Annotated in this window: 21 protein-coding genes; 14 read left to right on the plus strand and 7 right to left on the minus strand. The window is 63.3% G+C overall.

The features are described 5' to 3' along the window. The first annotated feature begins 3 nt into the window (after window positions 1-3). The 10 genes from sctN to BN1133_RS09150 all read left to right on the plus strand — a co-directional run bounded on the left by sctN (window position 4) and on the right by BN1133_RS09150 (window position 9,443). A complete protein-coding gene (gene sctN, locus BN1133_RS09105) occupies window positions 4-1,326 on the plus strand; it encodes a type III secretion system ATPase SctN (RefSeq protein ID WP_050666225.1) in 1,323 nt (440 codons plus the stop codon). Next, complete coding sequence (locus BN1133_RS09110) at window positions 1,323-1,790, plus strand: type III secretion protein (RefSeq protein ID WP_050666226.1); 468 nt, start codon at window positions 1,323-1,325, stop codon at window positions 1,788-1,790. The genes sctN and BN1133_RS09110 overlap by 4 nt, the downstream gene beginning before the upstream one ends. Continuing rightward, window positions 1,787-2,785, plus strand: a complete 999-nt coding sequence (locus BN1133_RS09115; protein ID WP_050666227.1) for a type III secretion system needle length determinant — start codon at window positions 1,787-1,789, stop codon at window positions 2,783-2,785. Before BN1133_RS09110 ends, BN1133_RS09115 begins: the two co-directional genes overlap by 4 nt. Further along, window positions 2,785-3,699: a type III secretion system cytoplasmic ring protein SctQ gene (gene sctQ, locus BN1133_RS09120; protein WP_050666228.1), complete on the plus strand. Its 915-nt coding sequence runs from the start codon at window positions 2,785-2,787 to the stop codon at window positions 3,697-3,699. Before BN1133_RS09115 ends, sctQ begins: the two co-directional genes overlap by 1 nt. Further along, window positions 3,696-4,352, plus strand: coding sequence for a type III secretion system export apparatus subunit SctR (sctR, locus tag BN1133_RS09125; RefSeq protein WP_050666229.1), 657 nt, complete (start codon window positions 3,696-3,698; stop codon window positions 4,350-4,352). Before sctQ ends, sctR begins: the two co-directional genes overlap by 4 nt. A 1-nt stretch (window position 4,353) precedes the next feature. Then, a complete protein-coding gene (sctS, locus tag BN1133_RS09130; protein ID WP_050666230.1) occupies window positions 4,354-4,620 on the plus strand; it encodes a type III secretion system export apparatus subunit SctS in 267 nt (88 codons plus the stop codon). Beyond that, window positions 4,620-5,408 carry a type III secretion system export apparatus subunit SctT gene (gene sctT, locus BN1133_RS09135; protein ID WP_050666231.1) on the plus strand — a complete coding sequence of 263 codons (789 nt, stop codon included), beginning with the start codon at window positions 4,620-4,622 and terminating at the stop codon, window positions 5,406-5,408. The genes sctS and sctT overlap by 1 nt, the downstream gene beginning before the upstream one ends. Next, window positions 5,405-6,463: a type III secretion system export apparatus subunit SctU gene (gene sctU, locus BN1133_RS09140; RefSeq protein ID WP_050666232.1), complete on the plus strand. Its 1,059-nt coding sequence runs from the start codon at window positions 5,405-5,407 to the stop codon at window positions 6,461-6,463. Before sctT ends, sctU begins: the two co-directional genes overlap by 4 nt. A gap of 143 nt (window positions 6,464-6,606) precedes the next feature. After that, complete coding sequence (locus BN1133_RS09145) at window positions 6,607-8,715, plus strand: PA5441 family protein (RefSeq protein ID WP_153006702.1); 2,109 nt, start codon at window positions 6,607-6,609, stop codon at window positions 8,713-8,715. Beyond that, a complete protein-coding gene (locus BN1133_RS09150) occupies window positions 8,685-9,443 on the plus strand; it encodes a DUF3142 domain-containing protein (protein ID WP_050666234.1) in 759 nt (252 codons plus the stop codon). Before BN1133_RS09145 ends, BN1133_RS09150 begins: the two co-directional genes overlap by 31 nt. Here the strand turns inward: BN1133_RS09150 and BN1133_RS09155 are convergent. Beyond that, window positions 9,440-10,660 (minus strand): MalY/PatB family protein, encoded by a 1,221-nt coding sequence (locus BN1133_RS09155; RefSeq protein WP_050666235.1) that lies wholly within the window; start codon window positions 10,658-10,660, stop codon window positions 9,440-9,442. The two genes, BN1133_RS09150 and BN1133_RS09155, sit on opposite strands and share 4 nt — an antisense overlap. A 62-nt stretch (window positions 10,661-10,722) precedes the next feature. Further along, a complete protein-coding gene (malX, locus tag BN1133_RS09160; RefSeq protein WP_050666236.1) occupies window positions 10,723-12,309 on the minus strand; it encodes a maltose/glucose-specific PTS transporter subunit IIBC in 1,587 nt (528 codons plus the stop codon). 248 nt (window positions 12,310-12,557) lie between these two features. On the opposite strand from malX, the gene malI reads away from it, so the two are divergent. From malI to BN1133_RS09175, 3 genes are all read left to right on the plus strand, one after another. After that, a complete protein-coding gene (gene malI / locus BN1133_RS09165) occupies window positions 12,558-13,583 on the plus strand; it encodes a Mal regulon transcriptional regulator MalI (RefSeq protein WP_050666282.1) in 1,026 nt (341 codons plus the stop codon). A 126-nt stretch (window positions 13,584-13,709) separates the two neighbouring features. Further along, window positions 13,710-13,973: a hypothetical protein gene (locus tag BN1133_RS09170; protein WP_050666237.1), complete on the plus strand. Its 264-nt coding sequence runs from the start codon at window positions 13,710-13,712 to the stop codon at window positions 13,971-13,973. Window positions 13,974-14,011: 38 nt separating this feature from the next. After that, complete coding sequence (locus BN1133_RS09175; protein ID WP_050666238.1) at window positions 14,012-14,479, plus strand: ASCH domain-containing protein; 468 nt, start codon at window positions 14,012-14,014, stop codon at window positions 14,477-14,479. A gap of 139 nt (window positions 14,480-14,618) precedes the next feature. Here BN1133_RS09175 and BN1133_RS09180 read toward each other — a convergent pair whose 3' ends face one another. The 4 genes from BN1133_RS09180 to BN1133_RS09195 all read right to left on the minus strand — a co-directional run bounded on the left by BN1133_RS09180 (window position 14,619) and on the right by BN1133_RS09195 (window position 17,351). Further along, on the minus strand, window positions 14,619-15,161 hold the full coding sequence (locus BN1133_RS09180; RefSeq protein WP_224161176.1) for a DUF3332 domain-containing protein: 543 nt from the start codon (window positions 15,159-15,161) through the stop codon (window positions 14,619-14,621). Between the two features lie 183 nt (window positions 15,162-15,344). Then, on the minus strand, window positions 15,345-15,623 hold the full coding sequence (locus BN1133_RS09185; protein WP_050666239.1) for an Rdx family protein: 279 nt from the start codon (window positions 15,621-15,623) through the stop codon (window positions 15,345-15,347). Next, window positions 15,620-16,741: an adenosylhomocysteinase gene (locus BN1133_RS09190; protein ID WP_050666240.1), complete on the minus strand. Its 1,122-nt coding sequence runs from the start codon at window positions 16,739-16,741 to the stop codon at window positions 15,620-15,622. Before BN1133_RS09190 ends, BN1133_RS09185 begins: the two co-directional genes overlap by 4 nt. 202 nt (window positions 16,742-16,943) lie before the next feature. After that, on the minus strand, window positions 16,944-17,351 hold the full coding sequence (locus BN1133_RS09195; RefSeq protein ID WP_050666241.1) for a hypothetical protein: 408 nt from the start codon (window positions 17,349-17,351) through the stop codon (window positions 16,944-16,946). An 81-nt stretch (window positions 17,352-17,432) separates the two neighbouring features. Between BN1133_RS09195 and BN1133_RS09200 the strand changes: the two genes are divergently transcribed. Beyond that, window positions 17,433-19,154, plus strand: coding sequence for a formate--tetrahydrofolate ligase (locus BN1133_RS09200; protein WP_050666242.1), 1,722 nt, complete (start codon window positions 17,433-17,435; stop codon window positions 19,152-19,154). Window positions 19,155-19,209: 55 nt separating this feature from the next. Here the strand turns inward: BN1133_RS09200 and BN1133_RS09205 are convergent, their stop codons facing one another. After that, a complete protein-coding gene (locus tag BN1133_RS09205) occupies window positions 19,210-20,862 on the minus strand; it encodes a methyl-accepting chemotaxis protein (protein WP_050666243.1) in 1,653 nt (550 codons plus the stop codon). Window positions 20,863-21,054 lie beyond the last annotated feature (192 nt).

The raw sequence follows: 21,054 nt of genomic DNA on the forward strand, positions 1-21,054 counted from the left end.
GTCATGGCACACACACTCGACAAGCTACCCAAACTGATCGCCCAGGGCGTCGCCGAGAGCCGCCTGATCCAGATCCGCGGCCGCGTCACCCAGGTGACGGGCACCCTGCTCAAGGCGGTGGTGCCCGGCGTTCGCATTGGCGAACTCTGCCACCTGCGCAATCCCGACAACAGCCTCTCCCTGCAGGCCGAGGTGATCGGTTTCGCCCAGCATCAGGCGCTGCTCACGCCCCTCGGGGAGATGTACGGCATCTCCTCCAACACCGAAGTGAGTCCCACCGGGACCATGCACCAGGTGGGGGTCGGCGACCATCTGCTGGGTCAGGTACTCGATGGTCTGGGTAACCCCTTCGACGGGCGTCAACTGCCCGAGCCTGCCGCCTGGTACCCGGTCTATCAGGATGCCCCGGCCCCCATGAGCCGCAAACGGATAAGCCAACCCCTCTCCCTCGGGGTGCGCGCCATCGACGGCCTGCTCACCTGTGGCGAGGGGCAGCGGATGGGGATCTTCGCCGCCGCCGGCGGCGGCAAGAGTACCCTGCTGGCCTCGCTCATCCGCAGCGCCGAGGTGGATGTCACCGTGCTCGCCCTTATCGGTGAGCGGGGACGGGAGGTGCGCGAGTTTATCGAGTCGGATCTCGGGGAAGAGGGACTGCGCAAGGCGGTGCTGGTGGTGGCTACCTCGGATCGCCCTGCCATGGAGCGCGCCAAGGCCGGCTTTGTCGCCACCTCCATCGCCGAGTATTTCCGGGATCAGGGCAAGCGAGTGCTGCTGCTGATGGACTCGGTCACCCGCTTCGCCCGTGCCCAGCGCGAGATCGGTCTGGCGGCCGGTGAGCCGCCCACCCGACGCGGCTATCCCCCCTCCGTCTTCGCCGCCCTGCCACGCCTGATGGAGCGGGCCGGCCAGTCGGACAAGGGCTCCATCACCGCCCTCTATACGGTGCTGGTGGAGGGGGATGACATGACAGAGCCGGTGGCCGATGAAACCCGCTCCATCCTCGATGGCCACATCATCCTCTCGCGCAAGCTGGCGGCGGCCAACCACTACCCGGCCATCGACGTACTGCGTTCGGCCAGCCGGGTGATGAATCAGATAGTGAGCGGCGAGCACAGGCAGTGGGCCGGCACCTTGCGCCGCTGGCTGGCCAAATACGAAGAGGTGGAGCTGCTGCTGCAGATTGGGGAGTACCAAAAAGGGCAGGATCGGGATGCGGATCTCGCCATCGAGCGGATGGAGGCGATCCGAGCCTGGTTATGCCAGGGGACCCACGATCCCTGTCACTTCGATGAGGCGCTCGCAACCCTCTCGGGCCTCACCCGATGATCCGCCGGCTGCAGCGCATCAAGCAGCTGCGCGTCGAACGCGCCGAGCAGGCCCTGAGCGCCCAGCAGGGGCGGGTACAGGCGGCCCACCGACGGCTCGAGCAGGCTCGCCAGGCGGTGCTCGATTACCACGCCTGGCGCCTCGACGAGGAGGCTCGCCTGTTTGCCCTGTGCCAGGGGACCCCCCTTAACCGCAAGGAGCTCGAGGCCTGGCAGCAGCAGGTGGCACTGCTGCGGGAGAAAGAGGCGGCCCTCGAGCAGGAGGCTGCCCGCATGCAAGAGCTGTTGGCCCAGGAGCGCCAGCGCCTGAGTGCCTGTCAGGAGCGCCTCAATCAGGCTCGGCGCCAGGCCGAAAAGTTTAGCGAGCTGGCTCGTCGCGAGCAGGAAGACGAGCGGGCTCAAGCCCAATATCAGGAAGAGCAGGAACAAGAAGAGTTCCGCCAGCATCACAGGAAAGCATCATGACCAAGCCAGTCTCCCTCCTCGAGCCGCAGCGGCCACAGAGCGTTGTCGCCGTGCCGTCGCCCGATGAGCAGACGCGCCGCCAGTTTGACGAGGCGATGAAGAAAAAGAGCGCCCCCGAGCCCCAACGGGAGAGCCGGGAGCCGCGCATCCCGCCAAGGCCGGTCGCGGCAAGGCGCCCGCAGACTCGCCAGGGTGATGAGCCAGCCATGGAGCCGGCTCCCCCTCTACAAGGGGAGGCGCAGGAGGAGGCCATCCGAAAACAGGGCAAGGCCGACGATGAGGCGAGCCAGGCTGCGCAGATCATGATGCCTGCCGCCTCCCTTCCGCCCTGCGCGCTCTCCCTGGCGGCGCAGCCCGGCACTGCCTCCGGGCAGGCGGCCACCCAGGCCGCAGACCCCGAGCCGTTCGATCGTATCGACGGGCGCGAGCCCCTGCTCAGCCCGGAGCCTGCGCACCTTCAGGCAGAGGGGAGCGCTTCGCTCCCTGCCTTTAGCCCTGCCCTCATCACTGCCGACGCCCGCCATGAGAGTGAGCCTGCCGATATGCCGGCCCTGAACGAGGTGGCCGAGGAGCCTGCGGCCCCGCTGCCACCACCACTGCCGCCGCTGACCCCGGGGGATCGCCTGCTCGCCACCCTGCCCCACGCCCCGACCCAATACAGGGAGGCGCTGGCCAGCGTGATGGAGCGCCTCGAGGCGGTGCTCGAGATCCACCTCAAGGACCCCACTCGCCCGCCCCAGCTGCAGGTACAGCTTCCCACCCTGGGGGCCGTCACCATTCGCGTCAGCGAGGAGGCGGGCCGGCTGCAGGTGACCCTGTTGGCCGGCAAGGAGGCCCTCACCCAGCTCGGCGCCGGCCAGGGGGATCTGCTCGAGCGACTGCAACGTCTCGATCCGGCCCGGCCGGTGAGCCTGGGTTTCGAGCAACATCAGGAGAGCGGCCAGGGTTCACGCCAGCGCCGCCATGTCTATGAAGAGTGGCAGGAGGAGGTGTGATGCATCTGCCCAAGGTAGCCCCGGGCGAGCTTGCCCTGCGCCAACGTCTGAGTCATTACCGCCAGCGCTACACCTGGCCCGGCGGTGAGATCCATATTACCGTCGACCAGCCTGCCACGACGCTGGATCGCGCGATCACCCTGCAGTGGCGGGGAGTCAGCCTCACCGCTTACTGCAACGGAAGCGATCTGGCCCACTGGCTCGCCCCCGAATTGCAGGGCGCCGCCCTCTTCACGCTGCCGGGCGAACTCGCGCTGGCGCTGCTCGAGCGCAGTGCGGCCCCGCTTCCCGGCCTGACCTGCCAGGGGATCACCCCGGCCACGCCACTGGCCCCGGGGGCCAGGCTCACCGTGCGCCTGCAGCGCCCGGATGCGGCCCTCACCCTCTGTCTGGACGAGGGAGAGGCCCTGCTTCCCCTGCTGGCTGCCCGTGGTCAACACGAGCGCCTCCCCCTGGCCCTTCCCCTCTCCCTCTGCTGGGGGGATATCCCCTTAAGCGTCGCCGAGCTGGCCAGCCTGGTGCCGGGGGATGTGCTGCTCTACCCGGAGGGGATGAACCCTCAGGCCCCCCTGCGGGGCTGCGCCGCCGGGCGCACCTTTGGACTGTTTCAACTCAATGGGAATCAACTGGAGTGCCTCACCATGGATCACACTGACGCCGACATCGGCCACGACACCGCCCACGACCTCGACACCCTGCCCCTGCCGGTGAGTGTCGAAGTGGGCCGCCAAACCCTGGAGTGGCATACCCTGACCAGCCTGGAGCCGGGCGCCGTGATCGACCTCGACACCCCCGTCGAGGGGGAGGTCAGGCTGCTGGTGCACGGCAGACAGGTCGCCAGCGGGCGCCTGGTGGAGATCCAGGGTCGTCTCGGGGTGCGCATCGAGCGCCTCACCGAGGTGCCGACCCCATGATCCAGTTGCCGGACGAGCTCAGCCTCATCGTCGCCCTGGCGCTGCTGGCCCTGCTCCCCTTTATCGCCGTGATGGCCACCTCGTTTGTGAAGATGGCGGTGGTCTTCTCCTTGCTGCGCAACGCCCTGGGGGTGCAACAGATCCCCCCCAACATGGCCATGTATGGTCTGGCGATCATTCTGAGTCTCTATGTGATGGCGCCGGTCGGCTTCGCCACCCAGGACTATCTGCGCAAGAACGAGGTGAGCCTGGCCAAGGCCGAATCGGTGGAGAAGTTTCTCGATGAGGGCCTCTCACCCTATCGCTCCTTCCTCAAGCAGCAGATCCAGCAGCGGGAGCACGACTTCTTCGTCGAGAGCACCCAGCGCCTCTGGCCACGCCAGTATGCAGAGCGGCTCGAGCCCGACAGCCTGCTGATCCTGCTCCCCGCCTTCACGGTGAGCGAGCTGACCCGCGCCTTCGAGATAGGCTTTCTCATCTATCTCCCCTTTATCGCCATCGATCTCATCATCTCCAACATTTTGCTGGCGATGGGGATGATGATGGTCTCCCCCATGACCATCTCGCTCCCCTTCAAGCTGCTGCTGTTCGTGTTGCTCGATGGGTGGACCCGGCTGACCCATGGTCTGGTGATCAGCTACGCGGGAGGTTGAGATGAGCCACGCCGATATCATCCACTTCACCAGCCAGTGCCTCTGGCTGGTGCTGGTGCTCTCTCTCCCTCCCGTGCTGGTGGCGGCGCTGGTGGGCACCCTTGTCTCCCTGATCCAGGCCCTCACCCAGATCCAGGAGCAGACCCTGGGCTTCGTGGTCAAGCTGGTGGCGGTCATCATCACCCTGTTTGCCACCGCCGCCTGGCTCGGTAACGAGCTCTACAGTTTCGCCGACATGACGCTGCTCAAGATCCCGGAGATCCGATAATGGCCGACGAGTTGCAAGGGGTTCTGCTCGCCTATACCCTGCTGCTGCCTCGCTTCATGGCCTGCTTCGTGATGCTGCCTGTGCTGGGCAAACAGATGCTGGGGGGGACCCTCATTCGCAACGGGGTGATCTGCTCACTGGCGCTCTACGCCTACCCCACCGTCACGGTGCAACCCGAGCTGCAAAGCGATGCCGTTACCCTGATGCTGCTCATCGGCAAAGAGGTGGTGCTGGGGCTGCTCATCGGCTTTGTGGCCACCATACCGTTTTGGGCCATCGAGGCGGCGGGCTTTCTTATCGACAACCAACGGGGGGCCGCCATGGCCTCTCTGATCAACCCCAGCCTCGGCAGCCAGAGCAGCCCCACCGGCCTGCTGCTGACCCAGGCGCTGGTCACCCTCTTCTTCTCCGGCGGGGCCTTTCTCTCCCTCCTGGCGGCCCTGTTTCACAGCTATGCCACCTGGCCTGTGGCCAGCTTCTTTCCCGAGGTCGGCAGCCAATGGGTGGATTTCTTCTACGGCCAATTCAGCCAAATGTTGCTGCTGGCCGGACTGCTGGCCGCCCCGCTGCTGATCGCCATGTTCCTGGCCGAGTTCGGGCTGGCGCTCATCAGCCGCTTTGCCCCCTCTCTTAACGTCTTCGTGCTGGCCATGCCCATCAAGAGCGCCGTCGCCAGCCTGCTGCTGGTCATCTACTGCGCCCTGATGATGGACCACGCCTACGAGGCGGTACAGCAGGCCATGGAGCCCGTGCTGATCTTAAAACCCGTGCTGGAGATGGGCCGATGAGCGGTGAGAAGACCGAACAGCCCACCCCCAAGAAGCTGCGCGATGCGCGCCAGAAGGGGCAGGTGGCCAAGAGCAAGGAGGTGGTCTCGGCGGCCCTGATCCTCACCATCATGGCGATGCTGATGGGGCTCTCGGATTACTATCTGGAGCACCTGGGCAAGCTGATGCTGATCCCGGAGCAGGCGAGCGCCCTTCCCTTTCAACAGGCCCTGGACGTGATGGGAGAGAACCTGTTTCAGGAGCTGGTCTATCTGTTGCTGCCCCTGCTCTCGGTCGCCGCCCTGATGACCATCCTCTCTCACGTGGGCCAGTACGGATTTTTGCTAAGCGGTGAGTCCGTCAAGCCGGACATCAAGAAGATCAACCCGGTGGAGGGGGCCAAGAAGATCTTCTCCATCAAAAACCTGATGGAGTTTGTCAAATCCCTGCTCAAGGTCTGCCTGCTCAGCCTGCTGGTATGGGTCACCATAGAGGGCAACCTCAAACCCCTGCTGCAACTCCCCCGCTGCGGCGCCCTGTGTATCATGCCCTTAGTCGGTGACATGCTGGGCCAACTGATGGCCGTCTGCGCCCTGGGGTTTGTGGTGATCGCCATCGCCGACTACGCCTTCGAGCACCATCAGCACATCAAGCAGCTCAAGATGAGCAAGGACGAGGTGAAGCGGGAGTACAAGGAGATGGAGGGAAGCCCGGAGATCAAGAGCAAGCGGCGACAGTTCCATCAGGAGCTGCAATCGAGCACCATGCGCGCCGACGTGAAGCGCTCTTCGGTCATCGTCGCCAACCCGACCCATATCGCCATCGGCATCCGCTACGAGAAGGGAGAAACCCCCCTCCCCCTGGTCACCCTCAAGTACACGGATGCCCAGGCCCTGATGGTGCGTCGCATCGCCGAAGAGGAGGGGATCCCCGTGCTGCAGCGTATCCCCCTGGCCCGAGCCCTGCATCGGGATGCCCTGATCGATCACTACATCCCCGCCGAGCAGATAGAAGCCACCGCCGAGGTGCTGCGTTGGCTCGAGCAGTGGCGGCAAAAGGAGGAGGCCGGGTGGTAACCAACCGGCCCCGCCAAGGTCGGCCGTGAGCACATCATGAGGTTGTCGAACGCAGCCTGCTTCCGTACCATGGCCAACCTTATACATTGTGCGCCAGGCCACTGCGGCCTGGACGCTCCACAGGCACTGGGTGACCTTTTTTGATGACACGATTTCACTATGGCTCGCTAGCCGTGTTACTGCTGGCCTCCTCCCCTCTGTTCGCCTCTGGAGATGGCGATGGCTGCAGTTTCTGGCTGACCGAGTGTGCACTCCCCACCTACCCCCTCTTTCTCAACGAGAATGACACGCGCAGTAATCTGATGTTGCTGCTGGCCGATCAGCAGCACCTTCTCCTCCCCTTCGAACTTCCCAAAGATCCCATCAATGAACGAGCCATGCCGCTCTTCTCCCTCCAACGCCTGCCGCTGCCCGGTGAGCAGGAGACCTCCGCAGAGCGCCAACAGCTGGAGGCACGTTTGAGCGCCTATGATCCGGCCCTGCCCAAGCTGCTCGAGCCCTACGCGGGTCATGACAGCCTTTATGGTCGCACCATCTCCAATTCCCTCTCCTCCGTCACCCGATTTATTGATGGCCTGGAGCAGAGCGAGTTGGCACAAGACGAGCGGGCCGGCCTCATCAAGGCTCGCCTGCAACTTCTTGGCGATGCTCCAATCACTCCCCCGGCGGCTCCTCACCACACCAAGCCATGGTGGAGCTACCTGGCTGGTGCCAGCCACTTCTACGCAGGCGCCTTCGAGCAGGCTCTGAGCATCTTTGGCCCATTGCAACGTGCCGACGAGCCCTGGGTTGCCGAGAGCGCCACCTATATGGTGATGCGCACTTACCTCAACATGGGAATGGAGAGTGCCAAGGATGAGTATGGGGATACTGATATCACCAAGGGTGACAAGACGCTGCTTGGCAAGGCTCTGGCTCAAGGTGAGGCCTATTTGAATACCTACCCACAGGGTCATTACGCCGCCTCGACCCGGGGACTCTTTAGACGCATCCACTGGATGTCGGGCAATCGGGATGCCTTGCGCGATGCCTATCAGGACGCCATGGCCATACCTCGACCCGTGGCCGAGCTCGAGGCCCTGGTTAACGAGATCGATCAAACGCTGCTCAGCGCCGATACCACACCACCCTTTAGGGACATGCAGCAACCCGAGCTCCTCTTTATCAACACCCTGCGCGATCTGCGCCTGACATACGATGAGAAGAAGAGCTGGAACGATGAGGATCTTTCCACCGCCATCACACACCTGCAAAGCATGGGCAAACCGGAGCAAGCCAACTATTTGCGCGCCTACGCCCTGTTGCTTGAGAAACAGTTCGAAGCGGCCCTGGCACTGCTGCCAGCAGCAGCGACCCCCGCAACCACGCTGGATTTTAGTCGCCAGATCCTGCGAGTCTGGGCCCTGCAGGGAGTGAAGGCCAACAACCAGGTTGAGAGTGAACTAAAACGGTTGATCGCGGCGCCTCTGACCGAGGTCCAGCAGGCCTTCATACAAAATCTGTTGGCTGATCACTGGGTTCGTAGCGGCAACGTGGCCGCCGTCTTCGCCAAGGGGAGCCCCATCACCCAGTTGCGATTGCGGGCTACCGTGCTCAAGCAGGCAACCCCACCCACAGTGCTGCGCCAGCAGGTCGGCCAGGGAATGAGTCAGATAGAACGGCAACTGGCCCTGCACACCCTGCTGGTTCGGGATCTTATCAGCCAGAACTACACCGCTTTTCTGGAGGACGTCACCCGCATTCCCACCGACTACAAGGAGGTATCACCGCCAGCCGATGCTCCCTGGGAGCCGGTTCCGAACCAGGATATACCTCTGTCACAATTTCAGTGGCATGGTGACGGCACACCCGCCGGTTACTTCTGTCGGGATCTCGCCACCACCCTCGGCACCTTGATTACCCGCCCGGACGATGGCCATGCCCTCAACTGCCTGGGGGAATACATTCGACACAAGGAGCCGCAGATCGATCTTTGGTATGACAGCAGCCTGATCTGGGGTCTGCCCGCAGCTCGGGTCACCACAGCCCCAAGCCGGCTCGCGCTCTATCAGAAGGTGATCGACAACCCCAAGGCAGAGCCTGAGGACAAGAGCTATGCCCTCTATCGAGCCATCAACTGCTATGCCCCGTCAGGCTACAATAGCTGTGACGATCAGGAGATCGCCAAACAGACCCGTCAACAGTGGTTTAACACCCTGAAAAAGCGCTATGGCAACTCGGTATGGGCCCAATCGCTCAAGTACTACTGGTAACCATGTGCGCTCGCCTCACCGCCATCCTGCTTGTTCTGCAGCTCTCGTTGTTGGCGCCACAGGCCCTGGCCGGAGTCGATGGCGCTGACTACGACGCCTTCTGGCTATGGTCGGGCACCCGCTCGCAGTCCCTGCTCTCCAGGGCCAACATCCTTTATCTTCATCAAGGTGAGATACTGGCAAGACCCTCGGGAGCACGCTTTATCAAACTGGGACGCTCCCCCACCCCACTGTTCGGTAAACGGCTCTGGCTGGTGGTACGGGTCAACGCCCTGCCCCTCTCAGCCAAGCATGAGAAGATGCTGGAACGCCTCTACCGAGCATGGCTCAATCAGGGCGCCCAGGTCATTGGCATTCAGATCGACTTCGATGCGGCCACCCACAGGCTCGATCGCTACGGACATGCCCTGACGCGGCTGCGTCAGGTGCTCCCTAAAGCCTGTCGTTTGAGCGTGACGGGCCTGCTCGACTGGGCCAAGACTGGGGACATAGCGCAGCTTAACCGTCTGCCCGTCGACGAGCTGGTGATCCAGACCTATCAAGGTACCCAAACGGTCAATGGCTATGAGGCGTACTTGCCCGCCATGGCGCACCTCACCCTCCCTTTCAAGGTCGGGCTGGTACAGGGAGGACAATGGGACCGACGCTGGCAGCGACGCCTCGCCGCCTCGCCCTACTACCGGGGGGAAGTGGTGTTTCTGCTCAACCCCCCGCGCCCATCTTCCTAGAGGTGTGCGGGCGTTTCGATGGACAGCCACTCCCCCAGCGCGCCAATCAGGGCATCGAGCCCCTGCTCCAGCTTGTGGCGCGGACAACCGATGTTAAGACGGATAAACCCCTTCCCCTCGGGACCATAGGTGTCACCGCGCATGATGGCGACCCGGTACTTCTCCATCAGCAAGGTTTGCAGCGCATCCATCCGCTCGGCCGAGTCGATGCCAAGGCTGCGCAGATCGATCCAGGCGAGATAGGTCCCCTCCGGTACCCGATAGTCAATGGCGGGGAAGGCGGCGTTGAGCCGCACCGCCACCAGCGCCAGATTGCCGTGCAGGTAGGCCTTGAGGGCGTCGAGCCAGGCATCGCCCTCCCGATAGGCGCTCATATGGGCCAACACCCCGAGGATAGGGGGAGACGAGAGGCCGTGGGCAGCCTTGAGACGATGCAGATACGCATCCCGGCTCGCCCTCTCGGGAATATATCCATAGGCCCCCCCCAGGGCCGGGATATTGAAAGATTTCGACCCCGAGCTGACCAGGGCCCACCCCTCATCTTGTGCCACCTCGCTCCAGGGAAGATAGGGGGTAAAGCTCACGTCCATATGGATGTCATCCGAGATCACCCTCACCCCGTGACGCCGGCAGATAGTGGCCATGCGGACCAGCTCATCCCGGCGCCAGACCCGCCCCGTGGGGTTGTGGGGACTGCACAGCAGCAGGATGCGGCAATCGGGGCGGGCTGCCTGACGCTCGAAGCCATCCCAGTCGATGTGATAGCTCCCCTCTCCCTTGATAAGTGGAGAGGGAAGCAGGAGCCGGTCGTTGGCGCCCAGCATATTGCCAAAGGCATCATAGGCCGGGGTGTGTACCAACACCCCCTCTCCGGGGGCCGACCAAAGGCTCACCAGTTGGGCGATGATGTAGATGACCGAGGGGCCATAGATGAGGCGCTCGGGGTCGAGGCGTGTCCCGTGGCGACGGGCGAACCAGCCGGTGACGGCCCCCTTGAAGTCGTCGTGGCTCCAGCGGCTGTAGCCAAAGACTCCGTGCTCGAGGCGCCTGGCCAGGCACTCACGAATACAGGGAGCGGTCTCAAAGTCCATGTCGGAGATGGTGAAGGGGAGCAGGTCGGCATGACCAAAGCGGTCGGCCACATAGTCCCACTGGGTGCAATAGGTGCCGTAACGGTCGATGTGGCGATCGAAATCAAACGGGGTTGAGCCTGGCATGGCGTCTCTCTTGAAGTGGTGAAGTAACGAGGGGGCATGACGCCCCCTGCCTCTGTGAGTAGTCAGGTTGCCATCAGGCTCTGTAGCTGGTTCTTCACCAGATGGACCTGGGGCCCTATCACCACCTGCAAGTTGTGCTCGTCGAGCTTGATCACCCCGATGGCACCGTTGGCCTTGAGCACCCTCTCATCGACCCGGCTCATGTCCTGCACCGACATGCGCAGGCGGGTAATGCAGTTATCGAGCGCCAGTATGTTGTCGGCTCCCCCCAGGGCATTGAGGATCACCTCGCCGTTGTAGCCACTGCTCCCCGCCTTCTTGCCTGTCGGCTCTGCGGCATCGCTGGCCTCGAGCTCGCGGCTCTCCGTTTCACGGCCCGGGGTTGTCAGGTTGAATCGCACGATGGCAAAACGAAACACGCTGTAGTAGACGGCGAACCAGATCCCCGCCACGACGGGCACCAGATACCACTTGGTGGCGGTGCCCTGCAGCACGCCGAACACCAGGAAATCGATGAGATTGCCATCCGTGTTACCGATGGTGACCCCCAAGAGCCCCATGGTCATAAAGCCAAGGCCGGTCAGGATGGCGTGTACCAGATAGAGTGCGGGCGCGACGAACAGGAACAGAAACTCCAGCGGCTCGGTGATGCCGCCGATGACGCAGGCCACCACGCCGGAGACCAGTAGCGCCTTGATCTTGCCGCGATTCTCCGGCCGGGCACATTGATACATGGCGAGCGCCGCCCCCGGCAGGCCGCCGAGGAAGGCCGGCATCTTGCCCTGGGAGAGGAAGGAGGTGGCCGACACCGAGAAGTGGGTGGTGTCGGCGCAGGAGAGCTCGGCATAGAAGATATTAAGGGCACCGCTCACCTCGTTGCCGCACACCAGCTGGCTGCCACCGGCCTCGGTGAAACGAATGAGGGCCACCAGAATATGGTGCAGGCCAAGGGGCAGCAGCAGGCGCTCCCCGGTACCAAACAGGAAGGGGCCAAAGGGGCCGGCATGGGAGATGAGCGCGCCTATCCCGTTGATCCCGGCGGCAAACCAGGGCCAGGCGAAGGGAACCACCAGACCCGTCACCCCCAGCACCAGGGCCGTGATGATGGGCACGAAGCGGGCACCACCGAAGAAGGCGAGCGCATCGGGCATCTTGCAGGTGTAGAAGCGGGCATGGAGCCTCGCCACTATCACCCCGACGATGATGGCCCCCAGAATACCGGTATCGATTGAACCGATGCCGAGGACAGACTTCACCCCGTAAGCCTTCTCTGCCGCACCATCGCCGATGACATTGGCCACCGTGAGATAGAAGTTGATAGAGAGGTTGAGCGCGGCGTAACCGACGAAACCGGCGAAGGCCGCCACCCCCTTCTCCTCGCGGGCCAACCCCAATGGAATGGCGACCGCGAACATCACCGGCAGGTAGATAAAGGCTACCAGCCCCACCTTGGTCATCCAGAGAAAGAGCAGCTGCAATACCCGGTTATCGAGTAAGGGCAGGCTCTCTTTGACCGCATCGCTGGTAAGAGAGCTGCCGACACCGAGCAGGATGCCGGAGAAAGCAAGCAGGGCGACCGGCAACATAAAGGTCTTGCCCAGGCTCTGCAGAAACTCCCACAGAGTCGTTTTCGCGTGGGGCTTGGCCATGGAGTGGCTCCTTGTGCGTGGAGGGGATATCCACCATCCCATGGCAAGCGCGATGGGGTGGTGCTTAGGTTGGTAGAATGATAAAACGTTTTACCAACCATCACTTGCCAACAGGATCACAAAACCGCCCTCCTCACCCCATGGCGCACCAAATCTGTGAGGCAGATCGGCCTGTGGATGATGTAACGTTTCACTTGCCTCTCCCCGGGGCTATGCTGACCCCCTGCATCCTCTCTGCCCGTGCCCCTATGTCCGCTCCAAAAGCTCCCAAGATCACCGACGTCGCCCGGCAGGCCGGGGTCTCGGTCACCACCGTCTCCCTGGTTCTGCGCGGCAAGGGGCGCATCTCTGCGGCCACCAGCGAGCGAGTCCAGCAAGCCATCAAGGCGCTGGGATACGTGCCCAACGGCGCCGCCGCCAGCCTGCGCAGCCAGCACTCCAACCTGGTGGGGCTGATCCTGCGCGACATCACAGACCCCTTCTACACCGAGGTGACCGCCGGAGTCAGCGAGGTGCTTGAGCAACAGGGTTATCTGCTCTTTTTGACCCAATGCGGTCACAGTCAGGAGCGGCTGCAACAGAGCATACAGACCCTCTCGCGCCAGGGGGTGGCGGGCATCATCTTCAACCCGGTGCGGGGTGCCGTCACCCGTCCGGAGCAAGGGGTACCCGGGGCCGAGCTGCCCCTGATCTGCGCCGCCCGCTCCTACTATCGTGACGACGTGGACTTTATCGGCCCCGACAACGGCCACGCCGCCCAGCAGGCAACCACCTACCTTATCGAGCAGGGACATCGCCATATCGCCTATGTCGGGGGACGGACCGACTCCCTGACCCGTGCCGAGCGGATCGGAGGCTACTGCGCCAGCCTGCTGCAATATGGCCTCCCCTTTAAGCCCGAGTGGGTAGTCGAGTGCGAGCGCACCCAAAGAGGCGCCGCCGATGCCATCGCCGCACTGCTCCACCAGCATCCCAAGGTGACGGCCATCCTGTGCCACTACCCCGAGGTGGCCCTCGGCGCCATTTATGGTGTCACGGCAAGCGGGCGCACCGTGGGCAAGGATAACTACATTGACCAGCAGGTAGCCCTGCTCGGCTTCGATGATGTGGCCGAGGCCGAGCTCACCTCCCCGCCCCTCACCTTTGTCACCTCCCCGGCGCGGGAGATAGGTCGCCAGGCGGCAAGGCGGCTGCTTGAGCGTCTGCACCACCCCGAGCTCCCCCCCGGCCGTCATATCATCACCCCCAGCCTGCAAAAGCGGGCGTCGGCCTGAAGGATTCGGGATAAACCAGAGGCACCCGGGCAATCACGTGAGCCTGATCACTGCCGCGACAAGGAAAAGTTGAGAGCCAAGTGGAGAGGTATATGATGGCCGCCCGCTACCTTCAAGGACCCTCCCATGAGCCATCGACAGGATCAGAATCCATCGAGTGAACACCATCACTGCAACCGGTGTGGCGAATGCACCCGTCATATCATCGTGCTGGTGGCGCGCGATCATAGCCAGGACATCATGCCCAAGGATCCTGCCAAGGCCTTCTGGCAAGCCTTTCGCGCCAGCGCGATCACCAACTGGGCCTTTGGCGAGACGCTGGCCTATCAGGCGACCCATGTGCGCCACCTGATCTGCGAGCGCTGTGGCAAGACGTTTCTCGAGTATTGAGTGCGCCGACCGTACCACCCTCTTTCAGAATGACAAGGATGGATAAGACACAGCAGCAGTTTCTCGAACGCTACCTCGCCACCCTGGGGGAAACAGAGCGTGCGCGCGTGCCACAATGGGGTGCCGAGCACTTCTGCGCCGATGAGTTCAATGCCAACGAGTGCGCACGTCTGATTGCCCGGGGCGTGAAACAGGCCTCTTGCAGCCTGCTGGTAGGCTACGAGATGGAGTGTGAGCCCCTCCCTCTGGCGGGACGGCTCACCGTGGTGCTCAACTGGGCTCAGGAGCCGGTCTGTATCATCAGGCTCACCGAGGTCACACTCTGCCCCTTTAATGAAGTGACTCCCGAGTTTGCGGCCCTGGAGGGAGAAGGGGATCTGAGCCACGCCGGGTGGAAGGCGGCTCATCTGCGCTTTTTTAGCCACTATGCCAACACCATAGGAGCCGAATTTAACGAGCACTCCCTGTTGGTGCTGGAGCGCTTTACCAAGGTTTTTCCTCTCTAGGGGCTAAGCCCCTGTGCCAAGGGCTGGCACGGGGAGAGTGGCGCTGTCCCCCCGGGATAGCCGACACAAAAAGCCCCCGCGAATGCAGGGGCTCGGGGGCGGGAATGCGATTCCCCCAGGCGGGGATCCGCGCCGGCGCCTATGCCTGGCGCGCCGCGATGTCGCTGGCGTAGCGGGCCATCTCCTCCCGGGTCAGGGAGGCCATCTTGCGCCCGTCCAGATAGAGATCCACATAGTGGTCACGACGCACCCCCTCCATCACGGCACGGCGACCATCCTGGTACTCCACCTCCATGCGGGCCCGATCCGGCTGCGGGTAGCTCAGATCGACTTTCTCCACATGGCTGCGGCTGGCCAGGGGTACTCTGTTAAGGCTTGGGTCCAGATGGGGATTGACCTCGATCACCGACTTGATGGGGGTGTCCACCACGGCGGGCCCCTTCCGGGTGATGGGGTTCTTGCCGGTCCAGAACTCTATGGTGTTGAAGACGAAGAGATCGGCGGTCGCCGTGAAGGCATAGACAGGGCTTAACAGCATATAGACGCCGGCACGGCCATAGCGGTTATCGACCGCCTTGAGGTTCGCCTCGGTCAACATCTTCGAGAGCCCCATCTGCCCCATACAACCGGACATGCCCATGACGGCCAGCAGACCCACGGCTACATTTCTTGCCTTAAACACGCACTCTCTCCCAATCAATAAACAGTAACGGGAGGCGAGTCTGAGCACTCGGGAGAAGGGAGACAAGCGGGCGGGGGCAGACGGTACAGCCTGGGTTCAGGCTGACAACCGTTTGATTGTAACTTATTCATTTTAAAGAAAAGAGCGACAGTATGTGTCGCTCTTTCATGGGAGGAAAAGATTCTATCGGGGCTTGTCACTGTGCCCCAGATCCCGCTCCGGGGCGATCACATCGCGAACCCGCTGCTTGATCTCCTTGGCCTCGGGGAAGCCGTCATCGGCAACCCGCTCCCACACTTGAACGCCGTCGACCAGAATACGAAACTCCCCCTTGCTGGCAGGCACCAGGGCCACCTCCCCCAGCTCACCGTCGAAGGTGGAGAGCAGCTCCTGAGCCAGCCAGGCAGCCCGCAGCATCCAGCGGCAGAGGGTGCAATAACGGATCTCGATTCTCGGCTTCATGAGTTCACCCCGTGAAAATCTCGCAGCCACAGCTTGGCGATATCGCGCATCACCGCAGGCGAAAGCTCGTGCAATCCCTCTCTCAGGCGAGCCCGGGCCAGTTGCCGGGCCCCCTCGATGATCTCTGCCAGCACCAGGTAGACGTACTCGCCTATCACGGCGCCATGGACAAAGTTCACCGCCTCACCCCGGTTGAGCAGATAGATGACGGTGCCATCGGGCCGTGTCAGTTGCAGTACCCGGTGGCAGATCTCCTCGCAGGGCCAGCCCAGCTCGGCCAGGGTAAAGGCAAACTCGTCATCGGCGGAGGTGACCGAGGCGAGCATGGCCCCCGCGCGCAGGGTCAACAGATCCTGACGGCTCAAGACCCCGTTACCCGTAGAGCAGATGATGAGCTCGGCACGGCCGAGGGCCGTCTCCTTGTCGGTGAGATGGAAGCCGTGGGAGAGCGCCTCCATCTGCCGCAGGGGACAGGTCTCCACCAGATCGAGCCAGAGATTGCGACTGCGCAGCTCGAAGGCGATGCTGTGTCCCACCTTGCCATAGCCAAACAGGGCGGCCTGACAGGCGTTGAAAGTACGGTTGAGGCTGCGCGCCAGGGACTCGGCAGAGTAGACGACGCTCAGGCCAATCTGCACATCTTCCGCCTGCTTGAGGGGGCTGCGCGCCACCGAGAGCACGGGGGTCGGCAGCGGCCCCTCTTCGTAGCGCTGATGCCCATTCTCGGTCATCTCCACCACCCCGAGAAAACGCGCGCCGAAGTGGGCCTTGAGGGGAGCCAGCACACCGGCAAAATAGCCCCCGATGTCGAGGATGACGAGACGCTCATCCGCCCCGACCAGGGTGTCGAGACGGGCGACGACCTCGCAGGCATCCTGGGTCCAGTGGCGATCCAGCCCCATCACGGGGTAGTGAGCCTCGGCCCAGGTCAGGGTCGGCGCATGAATGGATTTTGGTTTGGGAAAGATGGCCCCGACGCGACCGATGCGGGAGAGCGCCTCGATAAAACGGGGACGATCCGGCAGCAAGTGAGTCACCAGAAGAAAGCAGAGTCCCTTGAGTTGCCCCTCGGCAGTGAAATGGTCGAAAAAATGGCGCTCGACACCTTGATTGCGCAACGTCAGCCTCCTTGTGCGCACTATGACAGGAACAACAAACCCGGCATCGCCGGGTTGGTTCCAGATAATACCCCTTTTTTAACTGAAAGAATTTTCTTACTCAATCGCAATCATTCAGGATTATGACAAAGGCGGCAAGAATGACCCCATTTGATGATGAATCATACACTTGCTGTAGCCTTCACCGAGTAATGGCGAGGGGTTAGGGGGAGGCAGGGGGCTGGTTTCGGGCGACCAGCACCCGCTCCTCCACCGAGATCTGCCATTGGGGCAGACGGGTGGAGAGCCCCTGACAGAGAGCCTCGTCGGGTTCCATGGGCAGGGTAATGCGAAGATGATGACAGTCACACAGGGCGGCCAGTTGCAAGATGAGGGTGAGATTGGCCAGATCGGTGCGCTCTTTGCGGATCCGGCGCCGGATCTCTGCCCGCAGCCGGCTCTCGGGATCCTGGGTCAGGGCCGCCCAGCCAAAACCAAACAGGGGGGCCATGGCCGAGAAGATCCCCGCCGCCGTCAGTGTTGCCTTGGGCGGGTGATAGAGCTCGTTGAGATTGAGTTCGACGGGAGTGGTCAGCGATCCGGTATCACGGGATAATATGTTCTTTGTCATAGCATTCTCAGTCATTACGCTCTACTCTTCGCGCACTTCGCAATCGTTTCACACCGGATCATGGATCCCTTAAGGAGCCCGATGCTAAGCGATATCCTCATCTCCCGCCACTCCTCCCGACTCACAGCCGACCAATTGGCTGACCGTCTCGGCATCCCTACCGACTTCGTTATCCCTCACGGTCGCTACAAGGCCAAGCTCGATCCCGCCCTGCTGCGGCAACCGGAAGCGCAGAGAGGCAAGCTGGTGCTGGTCAGCGCCATCACGCCAACCCCCTTCGGCGAGGGGAAGACGGTCACCACCCTGGGGCTCTCCATGGGGCTCAACCGGCTCGGCCACTCCGCCATCGCCTGCATCCGCCAGCCGAGCCTGGGGCCCGTGTTCGGGGTCAAGGGAGGGGCTGCCGGCGGCGGCCATGCCCAGGTCGTCCCCATGGAGGAGATGAACCTGCACCTGACCGGGGACTTTCATGCGGTCACGGCGGCCCACAACCTGGCGGCGGCGGCCATCGATGCCCGCCTCTTTCACGAGCGGCGGCTCGGCGAGGCCTTCACCGAGCGAACCGGGCTCACCCGGCTCAATATCGCCAGGATCCTCTGGCCCCGGGCCATGGATATCAACGATCGGGCACTGCGCCACATCACCCTCGGCCAGGGTGGCGCTGCCGACGGGGTGGAGCGGGAGGGAAGCTTTGTCATCACCGCCGCCTCCGAGCTGATGGCCGTGCTGGCCCTGGCCTCAAGCTTGCAGGATCTGCGTGCCCGAATTGGCCGCATCCGTCTTGCCGAGAGCGAGGAGGGACACCCCATCACCGCCGAGGATCTCGAGGTCGCCGGCGCCATGACGGTGCTGCTCAAGGAGGCCCTGGCCCCGACCCTGATGCAGACGACCGAGCAGACCCCGGTCTTGGTCCACGCCGGCCCCTTCGCCAATATCGCTCATGGCAACTCCTCGGTCATCGCCGATCAGATTGCCCTGCGCCACTGCGACTACGGGGTGACCGAGGCCGGTTTTGGCTCCGACATGGGGCTCGAGAAGTTCTTCAATATCAAGGGACGCCAGAGTGGGCTCTTCCCCGCCTGCGTGGTGCTGGTCGCCACCCTTCGGGGGATCAAAGCCAACAGCGGTGCCTGCCGGATCACCCCGGGACAGCCCCTGCCCGCAGCACTCACCGAGCCCTCCCTCCCCCTGCTCCGGCAAGGTTTCGACAACCTCGCCTGGCATATCCAGAACGCTCGCCGCTACGGGGTGCCTGTGGTGGTGGCCATCAATCGTTTCCCCCAGGATGGAGAGGAGGAGTTGAACTGGCTCAGTGATCGCATCGCCGAGTGCGGGGCCACTGCCGCCCTGAGCGATGCCTTCGCCAAGGGGGGGGCCGGTGCTTGCGATCTGGCGCAGGCCGTGGTGAAGGCCTGCAGCCGGCCGTCCCACCCCACCCTGCTCTACCCCAGCGAGATGCCCCTCGTGGAGAAGCTCGCCACCCTGGCCGAGTGTGGCTATGGGGCGGCCGGCGTGGCCTTGAGCGAGATGGCACGGGCCCAGCTCGAGCGCCTCTCGGCCGAGGGGCTCGACCACCTGCCCCTGTGCATGGCCAAGACCCCCCTCTCCATCAGCCATGACCCTGCTCTCAAGGGGGCCCCCAAAGGCTTCACCCTGCCGGTGGAGTCCCTCACCCCCTGCACCGGCGCGGGCTTCATCTATGCCCTGTGCGGCCCCGTGATGACCATGCCGGGTCTGGGCAGCCTGCCGGCCTATCGGCAGATGGATATCGACGAGCAGGGCGAGATCATCGGCCTGAGCTGACCCCCAACGAAAGAGGCCCCGTCCATGACGGGGCCTCTGCATTGGCGCGGCGCGTTTAGAGGGTGAAGCGCTGGGCCAGATGATGCAAGGAGGTGGCCAGGCGGCTCAGTTCACCACAGGCCGCCGCTATCTGCTGCGCCCCCTGGGCATTCTCGTCGGCGGCGTTGTGAATGCTGACGATGCTGCGGTTGAGATCCTCGGTCACCGCGTTTTGCTCCTCGGTGGCCGTGGCGATCAGGGTGTTCATGTCGGTGATCTGCACCACGGCCCCGTTGATCGTGTCGATGCTCTGACCCGCATCCCGAGCCAGGGCCACACTCTCTTGCATCTGCTCACGGCTGACCTGCATGGCGCTGCCCGCCTCGGCGGCGCGACTTTGCAACAGCTCGATCATCTTGCTGATCTCGGCGGTAGAGTCCTGGGTTCGCTGGGCCAAAGAGCGCACCTCGTCCGCCACCACCGCGAAACCGCGCCCCTGCTCACCGGCACGGGCCGCCTCGATGGCTGCATTGAGAGCCAACAGGTTGGTCTGCCCCGCGATCTCGCGGATCACATCCAGCACCATGGTGATATTGCCGCTCTCTTGCTCCAGCTGCAGTACCACGGCACCGGCCTGCTCGATCCGATCCGATACCGCCTCGATGCTCCCGATGGCGCTACGCACCACCTGGTTGCCGCTGTGGGAGGTCCGCGATGCGCCCTTGGCGGCGGACATGGCATCGGCGGTGTTGCGAGCCACCTCGTTGACGGTGGACTGCATCTCGTTCATGGCGGTGGCCACCTGGGAGATCTCTCCCTGCTGCTGGGCCATCCCCTTGGCGGATTGTTCGGAGATGGCGCTCACCTCCTCCACGGCGCTGCTAAGCTGGGCCACCGAGCCCGCAATCTCATTCACCAGCTCGGCGAGCGAGTGCTGCATGCGGTCAACCCCCTGACCGAGTTGGCCCAGTTCATCGCGCTGGAAGCGCCCCTCCTTGAGCCACTGCTGCAGCTCGCCACGCCCCAGCTCGCCGGCGGCGATACGCTGGGTATGACGGGCCAGCATGATCAGAGGATCGCGGATCTGGCGGGTCAGCACCAAAGAGAGCACCACCACCAGGGCCAGGGCCACCAGCAGGGCCACCGACACGCTCCAGCGCGCCGACTCATAGGCATCGATCACCTCGCTGCGTGCTCCCTTGGCATAGCCATGGTTGATCTGCACCAGTTCGCTCACCGAGCTTGCCAGGGCCTTGAACAAAGGGATCCCCTCGTCCAGGAAGAGATCCTCTGCCACCTGAGGCTGCTGACCCACCAACTGTTGCACCCGGGCATAGAGGGCAGAATAGCGCTGCCAGTCGGCCTTGACCGTCTCGAAGACGCGCCGCTCCTCCACATCCGTGGCCCAGATGGTCTTGTCGTGATCGCTCAGTTGCCGCTCGATCTGCAGGCGATACTTGTCCGCCTCGGCGCCGTACTCACGGGTCTTTGCTGCGTCGTCCAGCACCAGAAAGAGTCCCAGCTGATAGCGACGCAGATCCCGGATGCTCTCGCCGATGGCGTTGGTGCGGTTCACGGCCGGCAGTATGCTGTCGGTAAAGCGCAGCGCCGCCCCGTTCATGTAGGAGAATTCGTAGAGAGAGAAGCTACCGATGAGGGTAACGATAAGGCCGAGCACGGCGAAGGCAGCCGTGAGCTTCTTGCCGATGGTCATGGAGTGGGTAGTCATGAAATTACCTGAATATGGAACGGGGAAGCCTGTTCGCCATCCTGGCCCTGCCATGACCCTCCTGGTCACGCCCTATGGCCGCAGACGAGGCGGGCTTCATAAGGGGCGCACATTTTATAATCATTGGCGAATAAAAGAAAAGCGGCTGACGCCGCCCGGGATAAAAAAGACCCCGCTTTGAACGGGGTCTGG

The sequence above is a fragment of the Aeromonas schubertii genome, assembly GCF_000820105.1.
Lineage (GTDB): Bacteria > Pseudomonadota > Gammaproteobacteria > Enterobacterales > Aeromonadaceae > Aeromonas > Aeromonas schubertii.

Bases quoted from the DNA above. Each gene is read 5' to 3' on its own strand.
- BN1133_RS09185 (WP_050666239.1), bottom strand. From the start codon at position 15,623: ATGAAGCCGAGAATCGAGATCCGTTATTGCACCCTCTGCCGCTGGATG.
- malI (WP_050666282.1), top strand. From the start codon at position 12,558: ATGTCCGCTCCAAAAGCTCCCAAGATCACCGACGTCGCCCGGCAGGCC.
- sctS (WP_050666230.1), top strand. From the start codon at position 4,354: ATGAGCCACGCCGATATCATCCACTTCACCAGCCAGTGCCTCTGGCTG.
- sctN (WP_050666225.1), top strand. From the start codon at position 4: ATGGCACACACACTCGACAAGCTACCCAAACTGATCGCCCAGGGCGTC.
- BN1133_RS09200 (WP_050666242.1), top strand. From the start codon at position 17,433: ATGCTAAGCGATATCCTCATCTCCCGCCACTCCTCCCGACTCACAGCC.
- BN1133_RS09175 (WP_050666238.1), top strand. From the start codon at position 14,012: ATGGATAAGACACAGCAGCAGTTTCTCGAACGCTACCTCGCCACCCTG.
- BN1133_RS09170 (WP_050666237.1), top strand. From the start codon at position 13,710: ATGAGCCATCGACAGGATCAGAATCCATCGAGTGAACACCATCACTGC.
- BN1133_RS09195 (WP_050666241.1), bottom strand. From the start codon at position 17,351: ATGACAAAGAACATATTATCCCGTGATACCGGATCGCTGACCACTCCC.
- malX (WP_050666236.1), bottom strand. From the start codon at position 12,309: ATGGCCAAGCCCCACGCGAAAACGACTCTGTGGGAGTTTCTGCAGAGC.
- BN1133_RS09150 (WP_050666234.1), top strand. From the start codon at position 8,685: ATGGGCCCAATCGCTCAAGTACTACTGGTAACCATGTGCGCTCGCCTC.
- sctT (WP_050666231.1), top strand. From the start codon at position 4,620: ATGGCCGACGAGTTGCAAGGGGTTCTGCTCGCCTATACCCTGCTGCTG.
- BN1133_RS09145 (WP_153006702.1), top strand. From the start codon at position 6,607: ATGACACGATTTCACTATGGCTCGCTAGCCGTGTTACTGCTGGCCTCC.
- sctQ (WP_050666228.1), top strand. From the start codon at position 2,785: ATGCATCTGCCCAAGGTAGCCCCGGGCGAGCTTGCCCTGCGCCAACGT.
- BN1133_RS09205 (WP_050666243.1), bottom strand. From the start codon at position 20,862: ATGACTACCCACTCCATGACCATCGGCAAGAAGCTCACGGCTGCCTTC.
- BN1133_RS09155 (WP_050666235.1), bottom strand. From the start codon at position 10,660: ATGCCAGGCTCAACCCCGTTTGATTTCGATCGCCACATCGACCGTTAC.
- BN1133_RS09110 (WP_050666226.1), top strand. From the start codon at position 1,323: ATGATCCGCCGGCTGCAGCGCATCAAGCAGCTGCGCGTCGAACGCGCC.
- sctU (WP_050666232.1), top strand. From the start codon at position 5,405: ATGAGCGGTGAGAAGACCGAACAGCCCACCCCCAAGAAGCTGCGCGAT.
- BN1133_RS09115 (WP_050666227.1), top strand. From the start codon at position 1,787: ATGACCAAGCCAGTCTCCCTCCTCGAGCCGCAGCGGCCACAGAGCGTT.
- sctR (WP_050666229.1), top strand. From the start codon at position 3,696: ATGATCCAGTTGCCGGACGAGCTCAGCCTCATCGTCGCCCTGGCGCTG.